Below are 18,139 nucleotides of genomic sequence, written 5' to 3' on the forward strand. Positions count from 1 at the left end.
CTGCGCGCTTGTGGTTAAATACGGCGTCTTTTGCCCCGAGGCTTTCAACGGGGCACTCATCATAACAGGACGGCCCCGCCCAAGACAGCGGCCGTCATAGGGACGCAAGCCGCCATGCAAGTGAAACACCTGCTGCTGATCGCCATCCTCGCACTGACCGCTGCTTGCTCATCGAAGGAAGTCGTTGACGAAAACCTGAGCGAAGTCGAGCTGTACCAGCAGGCGCAGGCCGACCTGGACAACCACAGCTATACCAGCGCCACCGCCAAGCTCAAGGCCCTGGAGTCGCGCTATCCATTCGGCCGCTACGCCGACCAGGCCCAGCTCGAACTGATCTACGCCAACTACAAGAACGCCGAGCCGGAAGCGGCCAAGTCCGCGGCAGAGCGTTTTATCCGCCTGCACCCGCAGCACCCGAACGTGGATTATGCCTACTACCTCAAGGGCCTGACCTCTTTCGACCAGGACGTGGGCCTGCTGGCGCGCTTCCTGCCGCTGGACATGACCAAGCGTGACCCGGGTGCCGCCCGCGACTCCTACAACGAGTTCGCCCAGCTCACCAGCCGCTACCCGAACAGCCGCTACGCGCCGGACGCCAAGCAGCGCATGATCTACCTGCGCAACCTGCTGGCGTCCTACGAGATCCACGTGGCCGACTACTACCTGACTCGCCAGGCCTACGTCGCCGCGGCCAACCGCGGTCGCTACGTGGTGGAGAACTTCCAGGAAACCCCTTCGGTCGGTGACGGCCTGGCGGTGATGGTCGAGTCCTACCAGCGCCTGCACCTGGATGAACTGGCTGCCAGCAGCCTGGAAGTCCTGAAGGCCAACTACCCGAATCACCCGAGCCTGGTCGACGGCCAGTTCGTGCCACGCGTCGCCGAGGCGGACAACCGCTCCTGGCTGAGCAAGGCCACCCTGGGCCTGATCGAATCCCGTCCGCCGCTGCCACCGGGAGAAACCCGCGCCAACCAGGACGTGCTGAAACAGTTCCAGGATGCCAAGGATGCGATCCCGTCAGACCTGAAGCCGACCGAAGGCGATGCCGTTGAAGAAGAACAGCATGAAGCCGAGGGCAGCAACAGCAACCGTTCGTGGTTCAGCTACATGACCTTCGGTGTGTTCGACTGAGTCGTGGGAGCCGGCTTGCTGGCGATAGCGGTGTGACATTCACCGCTATCCTCGCGCAAACAGCGACATCTGTTCAAAAGAGAGCCCTTATGGGCTCTTTTTTTTATCTTTGGCCCGGCCCGCGGTAATTGCTCTGTGCGCCCGTCATGAGCTTGGCTAAACTGCCGGATCACTCGCCGAATAGCTGGTCGCCATGGTTCGTTTACTGTTCTGGATTGCTCTGATCGCTGCCGCCGTATGGTTCTGGCGCAAATTCAAACGGGCCGAAACCGCCGCCCGCCCCTCCGACGAGCTGAATGCCCCGCCCATGGTGCGTTGCGCGCACTGCGGCGTGCACCTGCCTCGCGACCGCGCCCTGAGCCAGCAACAGCAGTGGTATTGCAGCCAGGCCCATCTCGAGCAAGGCCCGGGCGCTCGTGACCGCTGAGACCCTCAGTCTCGAAGGCTCCCAGGCACAACGCCTGCTGCGGCTCTATCACCTGTATCGCCTGAGCATCGGCGTGGCCCTGGTCCTGCTGATTTCCAGCAAGATGGACGACAAGTTGCTGGAGCTGGCCGACGGCGAGCTGTTTCGCACCGGCAGCTGGATCTACCTGATCCTGAATATCCTGGTAGTGGTGCTGCTGGAAAACCCCAAGCGCCAGGCCCAGGTCTTCAGCCTGGCGCTGGCCGACGCCATCATGCTCTCCGGCCTGTTCTATGCCGCCGGCGGCACACCCAGCGGGATCGGCAACCTGCTGATCGCCTCGGTGGCGATCAGCAACGTGCTGCTGCGTGGTCGTATCGGCCTGTTGATTGCCGCCGTATCGGCCATCGGCATTATCTACCTGACCTTCTACCTGAGCTTCAGCCGCCCGGCAGCCGCCAACTACTACGTACAGGCCGGGCTGCTCGGCGCCCTGTGCTTTGCCGCGGCGCTGCTCGTCCAGGGCCTGACCCGCCTGCTGATCGTGAGCGATACCCTGGCCGAACAGCGCGCCAGTGACGTGACCAACCTCGAAGCGCTCAATGCACTGATCCTGCAACGCATGCGCACCGGCATCCTGGTACTCGATGCCGAGTACCGCGCCCAACTGGCCAACCCCAGCGTCCTCGCACTGCTGGGCCAGACCGATGTCATCGGGCAATCGATCGAAAGCTGCTCGCCAGAGCTGATCGCCCGCCTGCGCCTGTGGCAAAGCAATCCCACGTTGCGCCCGCAAAGCCTGAAAATCGCCGGTGGCAGCGCCGTGCTGCAGCCCGCGTTCATCGCACTGCAGCGTGGTGAGCAACAGCAAACGCTGGTTTTCCTCGAGGACCTGTCGCAGATCGCCCAACAGGCCCAGCAACTCAAGCTCGCCGCCCTGGGCCGCCTGACCGCCGGTATCGCCCACGAAATCCGCAACCCCCTGGGTGCCGTCAGCCACGCCGCCCAGCTGCTGCAGGAGTCGGAGGAACTGCAAGGTCCTGACCGGCGTCTCACGCAAATAATCCAGGATCAGTCCAAGCGCATGAATCTGGTGATCGAGAATGTACTCCAGCTGTCCCGTCGGCGACCCGCCGAACCGCAGTTGCTCGACCTGGGCACCTGGCTGGAGACCTTTGTCAGCGAATGGCGCGAACGGGCCCGACCGAACCAGCAACTCCACCTGGAGATCGGCAGTGCCTGGCTGCAAACCCGCGCCGACCCGCTACAGTTGACACAGGTATTGAACAACCTGCTGGAAAACGGCCTGCGCTACAGTGCCCAGTTGCATGATCAGGCCGAGGTCTGGCTGAAGCTGTCGCTGGAACAGAAGAATGAACTGCCGACCCTGGAAGTACTGGATAATGGCCCCGGCGTCGCCCCCGAACAGCTGCAGCACCTGTTCGAGCCGTTCTTCACCACCGAAAGCCAGGGCACGGGCCTGGGCCTGTACCTGTCCCGCGAGTTATGCGAAAGCAACCAGGCCCGCCTGGACTACTCCAGGCGCCAAGGCGGCAGTTGCTTTCGCATCACCTTCGCTCACGCACGCAAACAGAGTTGAACATGAGCCCACGGCAAAAGATCCTGATCGTCGATGATGAGCCGGATATCCGCGAACTCCTGGAAATCACTCTGGGCCGGATGAAACTCGATACCCAGAGCGCCCGCAACGTCGGCGAAGCCCGGGAAAAACTGGCCCGGGACAGCTTCGACCTGTGCCTGACCGACATGCGCCTGCCGGACGGTACGGGGCTGGAACTGGTCCAGCACATCCAGCAGCGCCACCCCCAGGTGCCCGTGGCGATGATCACCGCCTACGGCAGCCTGGACACCGCGATCAACGCACTCAAGTCCGGCGCCTTCGACTTCCTGACCAAGCCGGTGGATCTCGCCCGCTTGCGGGAGCTGGTCGCCAGTGCCTTGCGCCTGCCGCTGGCCGGTGAAAAACCACCGTCCATCGATAACCGCCTGCTGGGCGATTCGCTGCCTATGCGCGCCCTGCGCAAGCAGATCGACAAGCTGGCCCGCAGTCAGGCGCCGGTGTATATCAGTGGCGAATCAGGCAGCGGCAAGGAACTGGTGGCACGCCTGATCCACGAGCAAGGGCCCCGCGCCGAGCGCCCGTTCGTGCCGGTCAACTGCGGGGCGATTCCTTCGGAGCTGATGGAAAGCGAGTTTTTCGGCCATCGCAAAGGCAGCTTCAGCGGTGCCGTCGAAGACAAGCCCGGATTGTTCCAGGCCGCCAACGGCGGCACCCTGTTTCTCGATGAGGTCGCCGACCTGCCCCTGGCCATGCAGGTCAAGCTGCTGCGGGCGATCCAGGAGAAGGCCGTGCGCAGTGTCGGCGGTCAGCAGGAGGAAGTGGTGGATGTGCGGATCCTGTGCGCCACCCACAAGGACCTGAACGGCGAAGTCAGCGCCGGACGCTTTCGCCAGGACCTGTATTACCGGCTGAACGTCATCGAGCTGCGGGTGCCCTCGCTGCGCGAACGCCGCGACGATATCGAGCCACTGGCGACCAATGTGCTCAAGCGCCTGGCCTCGGGCAGCGGGCAACCTGCCGCCAGGCTGCACCCCCATGCCCTGGATACCCTCAAGGGTTATCGCTTTCCCGGTAACGTGCGCGAACTGGAGAATATGCTCGAACGAGCCTACACCCTGTGCGAGAACGAGCAGATCGAAGCCAGCGACCTGCGACTGGCGCAAGCCGAGGGCAATAACGCCGAGCCCGGGGAGCCGAGCCTGGCGCAGATCGATAACCTGGAAGACTACCTGGAAAGCATCGAGCGCAAGCTGATCCTCCAGGCCCTGGAGGAAACCCGCTGGAACCGCACCGCGGCGGCCCAGCGACTGAATCTGTCATTCCGCTCGATGCGATATCGCCTCAAGAAACTGGGGCTGGATTAAACGCTCATTGATTGACACAGCTACTGCGGGAGCCGGCTTGCCGGCGATGGCGGCCGCAAGATCAATGCAGTTCCCACCGGCCTCATCGCTGGCAAGCCAGGCTCCTACATTGTTTGTGCTCGGACACGGACTCCACGCCCAGCCCGAATCCCGTGGGAGCCGGCTTGCCGGCGATGGCGGCCGCAAGATCGATGCAGCTCCCACTGGCTTTATCGCTGGCAAGCCAGGCTCCTACAGGGTTGGGTTTCCAGGATCACCGGGGAAGCTTCAGAGCCGGCCCTCGGGCGCATAAGGTGCCGGGTCGATGATCGGTTCGTGTCCCAGCAACAGATCGGCAAACAGCTGGCAGGACGCTGGCGCCAGCACCAGGCCGTTGCGGTAGTGCCCGCAGTTGAGCCAGAGCCCGTCAAAACCGGGGACCCGACCAATGAACGGGATGCCCGCCGGCGAGCCGGGGCGCAATCCCGCCCAGTGGGCAACGGGCTCGACGCCCGCCAGCGCCGGGATCAGCTCCACCGCCGATGCCTTGAGGCTTTCCAGGGCAGACAGGGTCGGCGTCTTGTCGAACCCCTCGTGCTCCAGGGTGCTGCCGATCAGGATATGGCCGTCGCGTCGCGGGATAGCATAACGCCCTTTGGCGAGGATCATGCTGGGCAGAAAATCCGCCGCGCACTTGTACAGAATCATCTGGCCCTTGACCGGCTCGACCGGCAGCTCCAGGCCCAGCTTCTTCAACAGTTCACCACTCCAGGCACCGGCAGCCAGCACCACCTGGTCGGCCCGAATGCCACCTGTGGCAGTCTGCACGCCGACCACCTTCCCGCCCTCGCGGATAAAGTCGCTGACTTCGCACTGTTCGTGAAGGGTGACATTGGGCAATGCCTGCAAGGCCGCCTTGAGTGATTTCACCAGACGCGGATTGCGCACATTGGCGACATTGGCCATGTAGATCGCCCGGGAGTAGCCCCCGCCCATGACGGGCACGGCGTCATGGACCGCCGAGATATCCACAGGACTCAACGGGCGCTGCTCGCGTTCGGCCCAGGCCAGGGCCTCGGCCTCGTCATCCAGGTCGAGCCAGTAGAGCCCGGTGGTGTGCACCTCGGGATCCACACCGGTGCTGGCGAAAAGTCGCTCACCCAGTTGTGGATAAAAATCCTGGGACCAGTGGGCCAGGGCCGTGACGGCCGAACTGTAGCGCCATGGGTACAACGGCGAGACGATCCCGCCGCCGGCCCAGGAGGACTCCTGGCCCAGGCCGGAACGATCAAGCAGGGTTACCCGGGCGACCTGCCCGGCCAGGTTGAATGCGGTCAAAAGGCCAATCACACCGCCGCCGACAATGACTACGTGTTGCTGGGTACTCATTTATTGATCCAGACAGAAAAGAAACCGACACAACATCCCTGACAGATTCAGCGACCCCAGCAATCCTTGAGGCTCATGCCCGCTCCGGAGTTGGTTCGAGCGTTGGTGTTGCTCAATGTATAGGTACCACAGGCATCATTGGCCATCATCGAACCCGGTATCGGGGTTGCCGTCAAGGTGAACCCCGTCGCGGCAAGGTTCGAGGCAATCGTGTAGTACGTGTTACCGCCACTCACCGTCGCCCCGGCGTAGGTAGCCACCGGGTTGGCCGCGGTGGCGCTGCGCGAGTAGAAACGCTCCAGCGCCTGCGCCTGCTCGTAGAGCAATTCGGCAATTTCGTAGCGATGAGTGCGCTGCACGTAGGCGGTGTAGTTTGGATAGGCGATAGCGGCAAGAATCCCGACAACCGCCACGGCAATCATCAACTCGATCAGGGTGAAACCTTTACTGGCTCTACGCATTGATTCCCTCACTCACTGTAATTGTCGCCACATGATGCGTCGGTTGTTCACGCCACCCAGTTCGATCGGCGAGCCTTGCGGCCCTGTAATGATCTGGGACCCATCAGGATTGCTGACCAGGCCACCGATGTTCGGCACGCCACCACTGTAGTTGATACCACTGAATATCTGGTCGCTGGCATTGACTCGCCGATCGTTGTTGGAGTCCAGCACCGGGTACGTCAGCATGGCCCCGGTCACCGCATCGACATCCATCAGTCGGCCCGATCCCGAGCTCGAACACGGGTCGCTGGTGTCAACGATGGCCGTCGTGAAGATCAATCGACCAAAGGTCAGGAGCGCCGGGTAAATGACCCGCTCCCCGGTCAGGATGTTGTTGAGAACCAGGGAGAAGTAGAACCCTTTCTTGGTCGTGTAATCGACCGAATTCTGACTGGAGGTGAAAAACGACGTTCCCGTCGCGGGAGCATTGATCGTCTGGGCCACCAGATTGCTCTCGGTATAGCTGGCGCTGGTCCCGTCATTATCCAGGACGGCGTAGAACGCCTGGCGTGCCGTGGTGGTCTTGTCCGCCGTTTCACTGAGTTTGCCGGTACCGAAATAAACCAGCTTGCCTTGCCCGGGCAGGTTGCCGACGACCGGTTGCGCGGTAATCGGCTGGGCCGAACCACCCGAAGCGGTAAACAGCGGTGCGCCACCAAATGCCACTCCCCAGTTCGAAGGTGTGGAATCGGTCAGGTTGAACTTCCACATCTGCCCTTTCAGGTCACCGCCGTACGCATACTGCACGACACTTTGAGCATTGACTCGCAGTTTCACCGAACTGAGGCCGTTGTTCCCGGTGTTGTCGGCGGTGATCTTGGTGATCAGCGACCCGTCGCGCATGTCCACCACATACAACGCCGCCACACCGGAGGTACTGCCGTAGCCGTTGCCGATGAACGCCGCCCAGCGACCATCGGCCAGGCGTGCGACTTCCGGCTTGGCATAGGCATAACCCAGGTCATTGAAGACGTTGAGCGTATTGGCGACATCCGGCGCCTTGATTTCCCACAGGGCGCTGATGGTGTTGGAGGTCGACGCCCCGTAGAGCCGGATCGCGAAGAACGCCTTGCCACCGGCACCGACACCGCCTACCGCGACAGTGTTCCAGGTGCTGTTGAGCTTGGCATCGGCCACGGTGATCTGGCCATCGTTGAGGAACTTGTGGCTGGTGCCATTGATGTAGTTCGGATCGGCGACATAGTGCAGGTTGTTGATCACACTCGACGGCATGTAGGCATAAAGGCGGTTGCCAACCACCGGGTCGATGACGTTGAAGAATCCATCGTTGGCGTTGACCACCAGGCGAGCCGTCATCCCGGTACTCTTGCCGTCCAGGTAGGTGGTGTAAGTGGTGTCGCCAAGACTGTCCGATGCCGTGCGATCGGTCGGCGACGCATAAACCAGTCGCGAGTTGACGACATCCCCCAGGTACACGCTGCGGGTTTTCAGACCGGTCCTGTTGGTGCCCTTGCTCCACTCCACCAGATCGTTGCCGGTAACACCCAGGGGCAGGCTCAATCCCAGGGCGACCTGCTGAAGCGGGGCGAAGTTGCCATAGGCGAGAGTGATAGCCGCGCTGGTCAGGGTATTCCACGACTGAAAACTTGGAGTGGCCGTACCGCTGGGAGAGATGGTCGTGTCGCTCGTCCAGTTGGCCGTGGAACTGAGCGATCCGTCGGTATTGAACGCAAAGGCCCGGATGGTGCCGCGCCAATCGGTGGGGTCGTACTGCGAGGTATAGAACAAGGTATTGGCGCGCAGGCTCGATGAACTCGCTGCGCCACCACCGCCGGATCCCGCCTTGGAGGTGATGTCATTGAGTGCCGCCGACAGCGCCGCGTTCAACCCCGCACTGTCGGTCGCCTGATAGTAGTTACCGTGTCCATACCGCGCGGTATCGGCCAACATCTGGTTGTCAGCCGTAAACCCCACGGAGTAGGTAAACATATTCTGTTTCGGGAAGTCCGCAGCGTCCCAACTCTTGCCGGCAGCATCGTTACCCGCGGAGCGCATGTCGATGTCATAGGCGAACTTGGCGATATCGTCCAGATAGAGCGTGTCGCCTTCGCCGTCGCCACTCAGGTTGTCGCCGTCATTATTGATCCCGTCCCAGTTCGGCAGGTTGCTGCCGCCCAGAGGGTCGTTGCTCGGGAACGTGCGGTCATAGGTCGGCAGGCCATCCGTGATCACCACCCCGTAGTTCTTCTGGCAGCGGTACTGGATCGGGCTGGTATAGGTACTCGGTGTCGAGTTGTAGTACGGCGCCATCCCACGGAAATAGCGAGTGATCTCGTAATACGTTTCAGCCAATGGCGTGTTGGCAACCGCCGACAGACCACCGATAGAGGAAATCAGCGCGTTGTAGTTGGTGTCCGCCTGGGCTTGGGTGGTCGACCCGCTCACCGGCGACAGATCGCTGATCCCCCGGGCGATATTACCGCCCGGACCATTATCACCGCTGCGAGGCGAATTGAAGGTCGCCAGCCCGATACGCAGGTTGCGGTTGCTGGTGACCAGTGACGAGGACACGTTACGTGCGACGTTGATCCGATAGTCATTGGGGATCGTACTGTCGGTGGAGTAGTCCTTTTTGACCAGCCCGGCGGTGATCATCCTGGCGATGAGATAAGCCACATACCGGTTGGAAATCCGGGTATTGCCACCACCGACGGGATCGGGGAACTTGATGCAGTAAAGAACATTGGTAGGCGCATTGTTACTGACACTGGTAGCGATTCTGAAACCATCGTAGCCACTGCTGCAGCCACCCTGGTTGAAATCACTGATGAACTGATTCTCATTGGTCATATCGAGCGTGACCAGGCCATTGATGTTGGTACTGCAACTGGTATTCGAAGCGCAGTTGTAGACCTGGGGAGTCGTCGTCGCCTGATTGAAGTCCGCCGTACGAATCAGGTTGTTCATACTCCCCGAGTTATCCACCAGCAGCATCACGTTCGGTGTCACCGAACCGGCGCTCAACAAGGGCGAGTCAGAGGGCGTGAAGGCATAGGCCGGAGCACTGAGGTAGAGCCCGAGAAGCCCCCCGCCTATCAGTTTGGCGAGTCGCGAAAGCCCGCTGCCCGACCGCTTACTTCTTGACATAGATGCTCTCCAGCACGGTGCGCGACGCACCCTGATTACCCACGCCGGTAATCCTGTAGGTGGTCCAGGAAAGACTGTCTTCCATGCCCGCCTGGTTCACATTGACCGGGTCCTTGGTGGTGCCCAGCTTCTGGATGCCATAGAAACCATTGGTGACCGCCACCCAGGTGACTCCCGAAGTGGCATTGGCGCCCGCGGTCAGCGCCACGGCATTGTTGGTCGCCTCGGCGGGCGGTGCACAGCGCGTGGTGCTTGAGCAAACCGCCAAATCGTATGTCGACGCCTGCACAATGCTTTCCCCCACACGTAGCGCGCTCTCGGCAAACTGGAACGACTCGTTGCGCACCTTGACGCTGCCGGACATCTTTTCCTGCAGGTTGGCGTTCTGCATCGACGAAATACCGATCAGCGTCAGCAACAGCAAAAACACCAGGCTGACCAGCAATGCCATGCCGCGCTGGGATCGCGGATTGAATCGATGAGCCCCACGGGCAAAAGTCTTCACATGCATGCCCTCCTTATCTGAGCCGGTTACGCACGGACGCCACGACGTTGAATGTGCGATTGCTGACCTTGTTGGTCGGGTCCCTCAGCGTCAGGGTCAGGCGCACACTGCGAATCAGGGCTGCGTTGGAGGGGTTGGCGGAGTAACTGAACGCCGTGCTGTCGAGCACCGTCCGGGCCATCCCGAACGACACCGAAAAAGCCTGCACATTGCTGATCAGTGGCTGGCGATTGTTCAGCGGGCCGATATAGAGTTGGTTGTTGGCGAAGGAGTAGACCAGTTGCCTGACCGGCAAGGCGATCTGCCCACTGCCCGCCGCCCGGGCGCCGGTATAGGCCGTGGATTGCACCAGGCAATCGGAGAGAATCGTCCAGGCCGGCACCGTACCGTTATTGCCGACGTCCGCGGTGACCAGAGTCAGCGCCTGATTGGCGTTGTCCCAGGTAATCGGCGCATTGTAGGCCGCGGTGAAGGCGCTGTTGTCACTGGAGTCCGCCACGGTGCCGACACACCCGAACATCCCCACCATGCGGACTTCCTGCTGGATCTTGCTCAGCACGAAGCGAGCATCCTCCTGAATCCCGGCAGCGGCGGTCTGGCTCGTGTAGGTGTTCTTGGCCGCGACGAATATCTGTGTAACGCCCAGGACCACCACCAGGCCCAGCACCAGCGCAACCATGATCTCGACCAGGCCGAATCCCCCGGAAAGCTTTTTCATAGGCCGTTCCACACGGTTGAAACCTGGCTGACCAGGGAGAAGGTCGAAGTGGCGGCAGCGTTCGCGGCGCGTGCGTCATTCCAGTTGATCGTGATAGTGACGACACCGGACGCGACCGAGATGGTGCCGGTAACGTTCGCCGCACCGGCGATATTGTTCAGGTTGGTGACGAAGTCGGACAGATCCTGGTCCCGTATCGTCGAAATGCTGCTGGGAGCCGTAAGGCTTCCCAACTGATAGTCAGCCCCGGGATTGACGCAGGGATTGAGCGTGGAATTCGAACAAGGGTTGGCTCGAATGCGATCCAGTATGTCGTAGGTGATGAAACTGACCTGGGTGCCGATGGTCGAGCTGTCGGTACTCTTCAGGGCATTGAGTTGCAAGGCCGCCGCACCGAGCAGACCGATCGCCATGACCAGCATGGCCACCAGCACTTCCACCAGGGTTGTGCCCCGTTGATCGCTACGCATCATTGGCACACTCCATTGAGGACGATCCGCCCTGTCAGGCACACGGTGACCGCATTGGTGTAGGCCCCCTCGACAAAGGTCAGGGTGGTATTGGCCGCCGGGCTGGCCAGCCCACCGAGGTTGTTGAACTCGATGAACGCCACGTTATTGCTCGCCACCGTCGCCGCCGTCGACATGGCCGGAGTCACCCGCAGCACGTTCCCCGCCGGGCTCAGCCGAGTGGTCAGTTCCTGGGTCCAGGAGCCTCCGACCGCCGTGGGCGCAATGCGCACATTCACCCCCCGGTTGATCGCCTCGAGACGGGTATAATTCAACGCGCGCATCAGGTCGCTGGCCTCGGAATCGGCTCGGGTCTTCTGGATGCTGCTGGTGAACACCGGTGCCGCGACCGTGACCAGAATCGCCAGCACCGCCACCGCGACCATCAGCTCGACCAGCGTGAAACCTCTGGTACGTTGAAACATATGCGTACTCCCCACCCCGCCTGCTCTGGACTATAACTAGCCCTGTCCTCCAGACAACCGACGACAGGATATACGGTTGTTTTGGATGGACCAGTGCACGGAAGCACTGTCATCAAAATAAACAGGGAGTCGGCCGATATGTCACCGCGAGGCTTCACACTGATCGAACTGCTGGTCGGGCTGGCCCTGATCGCCCTACTGGCCCATCTGGCCTTTCCGTCGTTCAGGGACCTCATGGACTCCCAGCACCGAAGAGTCTCGGCCGATGAACTCGCCACCGGCCTGCGCACGGCCCGCACCGAAGCGATCCTGCGCCAGCGAAGCGTGATCATTCACCCGCTGGAAGGCGACTGGAGCCGTGGCTGGAGGATCGTGATCGACCAGAACGGAAATGGCCATGAGGACCCGGACAACCCGGTCCTGAGTGAGCGACGCGGAGATGGCAGAACCCCCATCAGGGGCAATACCACCATGCGCAGCTTTATCCGCTTCACCAGCCTGGGCGAACTGCGCTACGAGAACGGCTCATCGAGGGGAGGCACGCTGCATGTCTGCGCGAGGGAGCAAGCCATCAGCCACCTGCGGGTGGTACTGGCCTCGACCGGCAGAGCGCGGATCGATACACGAGAGCGCCCGGAGGCGCTCTGTCAGACTGCAGGCTCAGAGCAACGAGCGAACGCGTAGTTCCTTGGGCATGGAGAACGTGATGTTCTCCTCGCGACCGGCCAGTTCATCGGCACCGGTGGCGCCCCAGGCCTGGAGCTGCTGGATCACCCCGCGCACCAGTACTTCCGGTGCCGAGGCGCCGGCGGTGATGCCGATGCGCTCGACGCCGTCGAACCAGCTGCGTTGCATGTCTTCGGCTCCGTCGATCAGGTAGGCCGGGGTCGCCATGCGCTCGGCCAGCTCACGCAGGCGGTTGGAGTTGGAGCTGTTCGGGCTGCCGACCACCAGCACCACATCGCATTCGTCCGCCAGTTGCTTGACCGCGTCCTGGCGGTTTTGCGTGGCGTAGCAGATGTCATCCTTGCGTGGCCCGCCAATGGCCGGGAACCGAGACCGCAGGGCGTCGATGACACGGCTGGTGTCGTCCATCGACAAGGTGGTCTGGGTCACGAAGGCCAGCCTGTCGGGATTGCGCACCTGCAAGGCGGCGACGTCTTTCTCGTCCTCCACCAGGTAGATGGCGCCACCGTTGCTGCCGTCGTATTGCCCCATGGTGCCTTCCACTTCCGGGTGCCCGGCGTGGCCGATCAGGATGCATTCACGACCATCGCGACTGTAGCGCGCGACTTCGATATGCACCTTGGTGACCAGCGGACAGGTGGCATCGAACACCTTCAGCCCGCGACCGGCCGCCTCGCTGCGCACGGCCTGGGAAACGCCGTGGGCACTGAAGATGACGATGACGTCGTCCGGCACCTGGTCCAGCTCCTCGACAAAGATGGCGCCGCGGGCGCGCAGGTCTTCGACGACAAATTTGTTGTGCACCACTTCGTGACGCACGTAGATCGGCGGTCCAAAGACTTCCAGGGCCCGGTTGACGATTTCAATCGCCCGGTCCACGCCGGCGCAGAAGCCACGGGGGTTGGCGAGTTTGATTTGCATGCTGTGCCTCGTGTCTTGCGCGCGGGTTTCAGATCAGTTTGACCGCTTGCGCGGTCTATCGCCAGCCAGCCGGCTCCTACAGCGCCTTGACCTCGAAGATTTCCACATCGAAGGTCAGGGTCTTGCCGGCCAGAGGATGGTTGAAGTCGACGGTCACTTCGACGTCATCGAAGGCCTTGACCACACCAGGCAGCTCGGTATTGGCCGCGTCGTTGAAGATCACCAGCAAGCCTTCCGACAGCTCCATGCCCTGGAACTGCGAACGCGGGATGATCTGCACATTCTGCGGGTTGGGCTGGCCAAAGGCATTTTCCGCCGGGATGGTCAGGCTGCGCTTGTCACCGGCCTTGAAGCCGAACAAGGCCGCTTCGAAGCCCGGCAGCAAGCTACCGTCGCCAACCTTGAAGGTCGCCGGGGTCTTGTCGAAGGTACTGTCGACCGTGTCGCCATTTTCCAGGTGCAAGGCGAAGTGCAAGGTGACCTGGGTGTTCTGACCGATCCGTTGCTCAGCCACTGCGTGTTCAGTCATGAACGGTTTCTCCGGACTTTTTGCTTTTGAACATGTCCAGCGCCAGCATCACCGCGCCCACCGTAATGGCGCTGTCGGCAAAGTTGAACGCCGGGAAGTACCAGCGGTTCTGCCAGTGCACCAGGATAAAGTCGATCACATGACCCAGGGCGATGCGGTCGTACAGGTTGCCCAGCGCCCCACCCAGCACCAGTGCCAGGGCGATGGCCAGCCAGGTTTCGTTGCGCCCCAGGCGCTTGAGCCAGACCACCAGCACCGCACTGACCACGACCGCGATCAGGGCGAACAGCCAGCGCTGCCAGCCGGAGCTGTCAGCCAGGAAGCTGAAGGCCGCGCCGGTGTTATAGGCCAGGGTCCAGCTGAAGTAGTCGGGAATGATCACGATCTGCTGGTACATGGTCAGCGAGCTTTCGAAGTGGAGCTTGCTGACCTGGTCGATGACCAGGACCAGCACGCTCAACCACAACCAGCCCAGGCGGCCGAAACGGCCGGCACCGGCATTAGGCATAGTGACGCACCTCGCCTTCGCCGCTGATGTTGTCGACGCAGCGACCGCAGATTTCCGGATGTTCCGGGTTCACCCCGACATCCTCGCGGCAGTGCCAGCAACGGGCACACTTGGCGTGGCCGGACTTGACCACCTTGAGCTTCAGGCCCGGCACCTCGGTGACCACGGCATCCGCCGGCGCCAGCGCCAAAGGCGCCACGGTCGCGGTGGAGGTGATCAGCACGAAGCGCAGTTCGTTGCTCAGTTTGTTCAGGTCGGTGACCAGTGCCTCTTCGGCGAACAGGGTGACTTCCGCCTGCAGGTTGCCGCCAATGGCCTTGGCTGCCCGCAGGTTCTCCATTTCCTTGTTGACCGCGACCTTGACCGCCATGATCCGCTCCCAGTAGGCGCGATCCAGCTCGAAGCCTTCCGGCAGTTCGCTGAGGCCTTCGTACCAGGTATTGAGCATCACCGATTCGTTGCGCTCGCCCGGCAGGTACTGCCACAGCTCGTCGGCGGTGAAGGCCAGGATCGGCGCGATCCAGCGCACCAGCGCCTCGGAGATGTGGAACAGTGCGGTCTGGCAGGAGCGCCGCGCCTTGCTGTTGGCCCCGGTGGTGTACTGGCGGTCCTTGATGATGTCGAGGTAGAAACCGCCCAGTTCCTGCACGCAGAAGTTGTGCACCTTGGAGTAGACGTTCCAGAAACGGTACTCGCCGTAGTGCAGTTCCAGTTCGCGTTGCAGCAACAGTGCACGGTCCACCGCCCAGCGATCCAGGGCGAGCATTTCGTCCGCCGGCAGGATATCGGTGGCCGGATTGAAGCCGCTCAGGTTGGAGAGCAGGAAACGCGCGGTGTTGCGGATACGCCGGTAGGCGTCGGCGCTACGCTGCAGGATCTGGTCGGACACCGCCATTTCGCCCGAATAGTCGGTCGAGGCGACCCACAGGCGCATGATGTCGGCGCCCAGGGTGTCGTTGACTTTCTGCGGCGCGATCACGTTGCCCAGGGACTTGGACATCTTGCGGCCGGCTTCGTCGACGGTAAAACCGTGGGTCAGCAGTTCGCGATACGGCGCATGGTTGTCGATGGCGCAACCGGTCAGCAGGGAAGAATGGAACCAGCCGCGATGCTGGTCCGAACCTTCCAGGTACAGGTCGGCGCGCGGGCCGCTCTCGTGGCCTACCGGGTGCGAGCCACGCAGCACGTGCCAGTGGGTGGTGCCGGAGTCGAACCAGACGTCGAGGGTGTCGCTGATCTTGTCGTACCGCGGCGCTTCGTCACCCAGCAGTTCGGCGGCATCCAGCTTGAACCAGGCCTCGATGCCTTCTTTCTCGACACGCTGGGCCACCTGCTCCATCAGCTCGACGGTACGCGGGTGCAGCTCACCGCTTTCCTTGTCGAGGAAGAACGGAATCGGCACGCCCCAGTTGCGCTGGCGGGAGATGCACCAGTCGGGACGGTTGGCGATCATCGAGTGCAGGCGGGCCTGGCCCCAGGCCGGCACGAACTGGGTGTCCTCGATGGCCTTGAGCGCCCGCTCGCGCAGGGTATCGCCAGCCACGGGCGCCTTGTCCATGCCGATGAACCACTGCGCGGTGGCGCGGTAGATCAGCGGGGTCTTGTGGCGCCAGCAGTGCATGTAGCTGTGGCTGATGGTCTCGGTGTGCAGCAGGGCACCGACTTCGCTGAGCTTGTCGACGATGTTCGGGTTGGCCTTCCAGATGAACTGGCCGCCGAAGAACTCCAGGGAGTCGACGTACACGCCATTGCTCTGTACCGGTGTGAGGATGTCGTCATTGACCATGCCGTAGTGCTTGCAGGTCTTGAAGTCGTCCTCGCCGTAGGCCGGGGCGGAGTGAACCACGCCGGTACCGGCGCCCAGCTCGACGTAGTCGGCCAGGTAGACCGGCGACAGGCGATCGTAGAACGGGTGGCGGAAGTTGATCAGGTCCAGAGCTTCGCCCTTGGCGGTGGCGATCACCGCACCTTCCAGGCCGTAGCGGGACAGGCAGGACTCCACCAGTTCCTCGGCCAGCAGCAGCAACTTGTCGCCGACATCGACCAGGGCGTAGGTGAACTCCGGATGGACGTTCAGCGCCTGGTTGGCCGGGATGGTCCACGGGGTGGTGGTCCAGATCACGATCGAGGCCGGCTTGGTCAGCGACGACAGGCCGAACGCGGCGGCCAGCTTGGACTCATCGGCAATCGGGAACGCGACGTCGATGGTCGAGGACTTCTTGTCCTGGTACTCGACTTCGGCTTCGGCCAGCGCCGAGCCGCAATCGAAGCACCAGTTCACCGGCTTGAGGCCCTTGAACACGAAACCGCCCCTGACGATTTCGGCCAGGGCACGGATTTCACCGGCCTCGTTCTTGAAGTCCATGGTCTTGTAGGGGTTGGCGAAGTCGCCTAGCACGCCCAGGCGGATGAACTCGGACTTCTGCCCTTCGATCTGCTCGGTGGCGTAGGCACGGCACAGTTCGCGGGTCTTGTCCGCGCCCAGGTTCTTGCCGTGGGTCACTTCGACCTTGTGTTCGATCGGCAGGCCATGGCAGTCCCAACCCGGCACATACGGCGCATCGAAGCCGGCCAGGGTCTTGGAACGGATGATCATGTCCTTGAGAATCTTGTTCAACGCATGACCGATGTGAATCGTGCCGTTGGCGTATGGAGGACCGTCGTGAAGAACGAACTTCGGACGATCCTTGCCAATCTCGCGCAACTTCCCGTACAGGCCAATGCTGTCCCAGCGCTGCAGGATCTGCGGTTCGCGCTGTGGCAGGCCGGCCTTCATCGGGAAGGCGGTGTCCGGGAGGTTAAGCGTGGCTTTGTAGTCGGTCATTTCAGGCTCTTTTTAAGCGGTGAACCCTGCCAGTGGGCACGGGCGGCGGCGACGTCCGCATTGATCGCCGTCTTGAGCGCCTCGAGGGAGGCGAATCGCTGCTCATCGCGCAGCTTGTGGTGGAAAACCACGGTCAAACGCCGGTCATACAGATCACCGGCAAAATCCAGCAGGTGCACTTCCAGGTGAGCGCTGCCATCACCTGAAACCGTGGGTCGCACGCCGATATTGGCGACGCCCGGCCACGGCTGGCCGTCGATCTCGACGCTGACCAGGTAGACCCCGGTCAACGGCACCCGACGGCGCTTGAGCTGCACGTTGGCCGTTGGCGTACCCAATTGGCGCGCCAGCTTCTGTCCGTGCAACACCCGTCCGGCAATCCGGAACGGACGGCCGAGCAGACGCTCGGCCAGGGCAAAGTCGGCTGCCGCCAGGGCGTTACGCACCTGGGTGCTGCTGACCCGCAAGCCATCGAGTTCGACGGTCTGCGCCGCCTCGACGGTAAAGCCGCGGACGTTACCCGCCTGCAGCAGAAAATCGAAATCGCCGGCCCGGTCGCAGCCGAAACGGAAGTCGTCACCGACCTCCAGATGCTGCACACCCAGCCCGTCCACCAGGATCGTATCGACGAACTCGGCGGCACTGAGTTTGCTCAGGCGCTGGTTGAACGCCAGGCACAGCACCCGGTCCACGCCCTCGGCGGCCAGCAGTTGCAGCTTGTCGCGCAAGCGCGCCAGGCGGGCCGGCGCGGTCTCCGGAGCGAAGAACTCCCGGGGCTGCGGCTCGAAAATCACCACGCAGCTGGGCACGCCCAACTCCAGCGCACGCTCGCGCAGTCGGGCCAGGATGGCCTGGTGACCACGATGAACACCGTCAAAGTTGCCAATAGTGGCGACACAGCCCCGATGCCGGGGACGCAGGTTGTGGAGGCCTCGAACCAGCTGCATAACGCGCTTCTTGCTCATAAAGTGGTCGATTATAACCATACCGGGCCCGGCTTAATACCTGTCACGCGTCGACACATGCCCCCGCAGGAGCCCGGCTTGCCGGC

Annotated in this window: 17 protein-coding genes; 5 read left to right on the plus strand and 12 right to left on the minus strand. The window is 62.3% G+C overall.

The window, feature by feature from the left end:
* Positions 1 to 114 precede the first annotated feature (114 nt).
* The 4 genes from KI243_RS28075 to KI243_RS28090 all read left to right on the plus strand — a co-directional run bounded on the left by KI243_RS28075 (position 115) and on the right by KI243_RS28090 (position 4,483).
* Positions 115 to 1,131, plus strand: coding sequence for an outer membrane protein assembly factor BamD (locus tag KI243_RS28075; RefSeq protein ID WP_017123477.1), 1,017 nt, complete (start codon positions 115 to 117; stop codon positions 1,129 to 1,131).
* Between the two features lie 193 nt (positions 1,132 to 1,324).
* The gene (locus tag KI243_RS28080; protein WP_177064949.1) at positions 1,325 to 1,558 is read left to right on the plus strand and encodes a PP0621 family protein; all 234 of its coding nucleotides are present in this window, start codon (positions 1,325 to 1,327) and stop codon (positions 1,556 to 1,558) included.
* Positions 1,548 to 3,137: an ATP-binding protein gene (locus KI243_RS28085; protein ID WP_017123475.1), complete on the plus strand. Its 1,590-nt coding sequence runs from the start codon at positions 1,548 to 1,550 to the stop codon at positions 3,135 to 3,137. The genes KI243_RS28080 and KI243_RS28085 overlap by 11 nt, the downstream gene beginning before the upstream one ends.
* A gap of 2 nt (positions 3,138 to 3,139) precedes the next feature.
* Positions 3,140 to 4,483: a sigma-54 dependent transcriptional regulator gene (locus KI243_RS28090; RefSeq protein ID WP_177064947.1), complete on the plus strand. Its 1,344-nt coding sequence runs from the start codon at positions 3,140 to 3,142 to the stop codon at positions 4,481 to 4,483.
* 267 nt (positions 4,484 to 4,750) lie between these two features.
* On the opposite strand, the gene thiO is transcribed toward KI243_RS28090, so the two are convergent.
* Genes thiO through KI243_RS28125 form a run of 7 tightly spaced genes read right to left on the minus strand, consistent with a single transcriptional unit; the run spans position 4,751 to position 11,619 of the window.
* Positions 4,751 to 5,851, minus strand: a complete 1,101-nt coding sequence (gene thiO, locus KI243_RS28095; RefSeq protein WP_017123473.1) for a glycine oxidase ThiO — start codon at positions 5,849 to 5,851, stop codon at positions 4,751 to 4,753.
* A 47-nt stretch (positions 5,852 to 5,898) separates the two neighbouring features.
* Positions 5,899 to 6,312: a type IV pilin protein gene (locus tag KI243_RS28100; protein ID WP_017123472.1), complete on the minus strand. Its 414-nt coding sequence runs from the start codon at positions 6,310 to 6,312 to the stop codon at positions 5,899 to 5,901.
* A gap of 12 nt (positions 6,313 to 6,324) precedes the next feature.
* Positions 6,325 to 9,462 (minus strand): PilC/PilY family type IV pilus protein, encoded by a 3,138-nt coding sequence (locus tag KI243_RS28105; protein WP_212810141.1) that lies wholly within the window; start codon positions 9,460 to 9,462, stop codon positions 6,325 to 6,327.
* The gene (locus KI243_RS28110) at positions 9,449 to 9,973 is read right to left on the minus strand and encodes a PilX N-terminal domain-containing pilus assembly protein (protein ID WP_017123470.1); all 525 of its coding nucleotides are present in this window, start codon (positions 9,971 to 9,973) and stop codon (positions 9,449 to 9,451) included. Before KI243_RS28110 ends, KI243_RS28105 begins: the two co-directional genes overlap by 14 nt.
* A 7-nt stretch (positions 9,974 to 9,980) precedes the next feature.
* Positions 9,981 to 10,685 (minus strand): prepilin-type N-terminal cleavage/methylation domain-containing protein, encoded by a 705-nt coding sequence (locus tag KI243_RS28115; protein WP_017123469.1) that lies wholly within the window; start codon positions 10,683 to 10,685, stop codon positions 9,981 to 9,983.
* Positions 10,682 to 11,155 carry a type IV pilus modification protein PilV gene (gene pilV / locus KI243_RS28120; RefSeq protein WP_063824037.1) on the minus strand — a complete coding sequence of 158 codons (474 nt, stop codon included), beginning with the start codon at positions 11,153 to 11,155 and terminating at the stop codon, positions 10,682 to 10,684. Before pilV ends, KI243_RS28115 begins: the two co-directional genes overlap by 4 nt.
* Complete coding sequence (locus tag KI243_RS28125) at positions 11,155 to 11,619, minus strand: GspH/FimT family pseudopilin (RefSeq protein ID WP_017123467.1); 465 nt, start codon at positions 11,617 to 11,619, stop codon at positions 11,155 to 11,157. Before KI243_RS28125 ends, pilV begins: the two co-directional genes overlap by 1 nt.
* A gap of 138 nt (positions 11,620 to 11,757) precedes the next feature.
* On the opposite strand from KI243_RS28125, the gene KI243_RS28130 reads away from it, so the two are divergent.
* Positions 11,758 to 12,303, plus strand: a complete 546-nt coding sequence (locus tag KI243_RS28130; RefSeq protein ID WP_017123466.1) for a GspH/FimT family protein — start codon at positions 11,758 to 11,760, stop codon at positions 12,301 to 12,303.
* On the opposite strand, the gene ispH is transcribed toward KI243_RS28130, so the two are convergent.
* The 5 genes from ispH to ribF form a co-directional block, all read right to left on the minus strand.
* On the minus strand, positions 12,280 to 13,227 hold the full coding sequence (ispH, locus tag KI243_RS28135; RefSeq protein ID WP_177064942.1) for a 4-hydroxy-3-methylbut-2-enyl diphosphate reductase: 948 nt from the start codon (positions 13,225 to 13,227) through the stop codon (positions 12,280 to 12,282). The genes KI243_RS28130 and ispH overlap by 24 nt on opposite strands.
* Positions 13,228 to 13,303: 76 nt before the next feature.
* Positions 13,304 to 13,741 carry an FKBP-type peptidyl-prolyl cis-trans isomerase gene (gene fkpB / locus KI243_RS28140; protein ID WP_177084561.1) on the minus strand — a complete coding sequence of 146 codons (438 nt, stop codon included), beginning with the start codon at positions 13,739 to 13,741 and terminating at the stop codon, positions 13,304 to 13,306.
* Between the two features lie 7 nt (positions 13,742 to 13,748).
* Positions 13,749 to 14,264: a signal peptidase II gene (gene lspA / locus KI243_RS28145; RefSeq protein WP_017123463.1), complete on the minus strand. Its 516-nt coding sequence runs from the start codon at positions 14,262 to 14,264 to the stop codon at positions 13,749 to 13,751.
* Complete coding sequence (gene ileS / locus KI243_RS28150) at positions 14,257 to 17,088, minus strand: isoleucine--tRNA ligase (RefSeq protein WP_017123462.1); 2,832 nt, start codon at positions 17,086 to 17,088, stop codon at positions 14,257 to 14,259. Before ileS ends, lspA begins: the two co-directional genes overlap by 8 nt.
* Complete coding sequence (gene ribF, locus KI243_RS28155; protein ID WP_017123461.1) at positions 17,085 to 18,035, minus strand: bifunctional riboflavin kinase/FAD synthetase; 951 nt, start codon at positions 18,033 to 18,035, stop codon at positions 17,085 to 17,087. The genes ileS and ribF overlap by 4 nt, the downstream gene beginning before the upstream one ends.
* Between the last annotated feature and the right edge of the window lie 104 nt (positions 18,036 to 18,139).

This window comes from Pseudomonas sp. Ost2, assembly GCF_018326065.1.
GTDB classification, from domain to species: Bacteria; Pseudomonadota; Gammaproteobacteria; order Pseudomonadales; family Pseudomonadaceae; genus Aquipseudomonas; species Aquipseudomonas gingeri.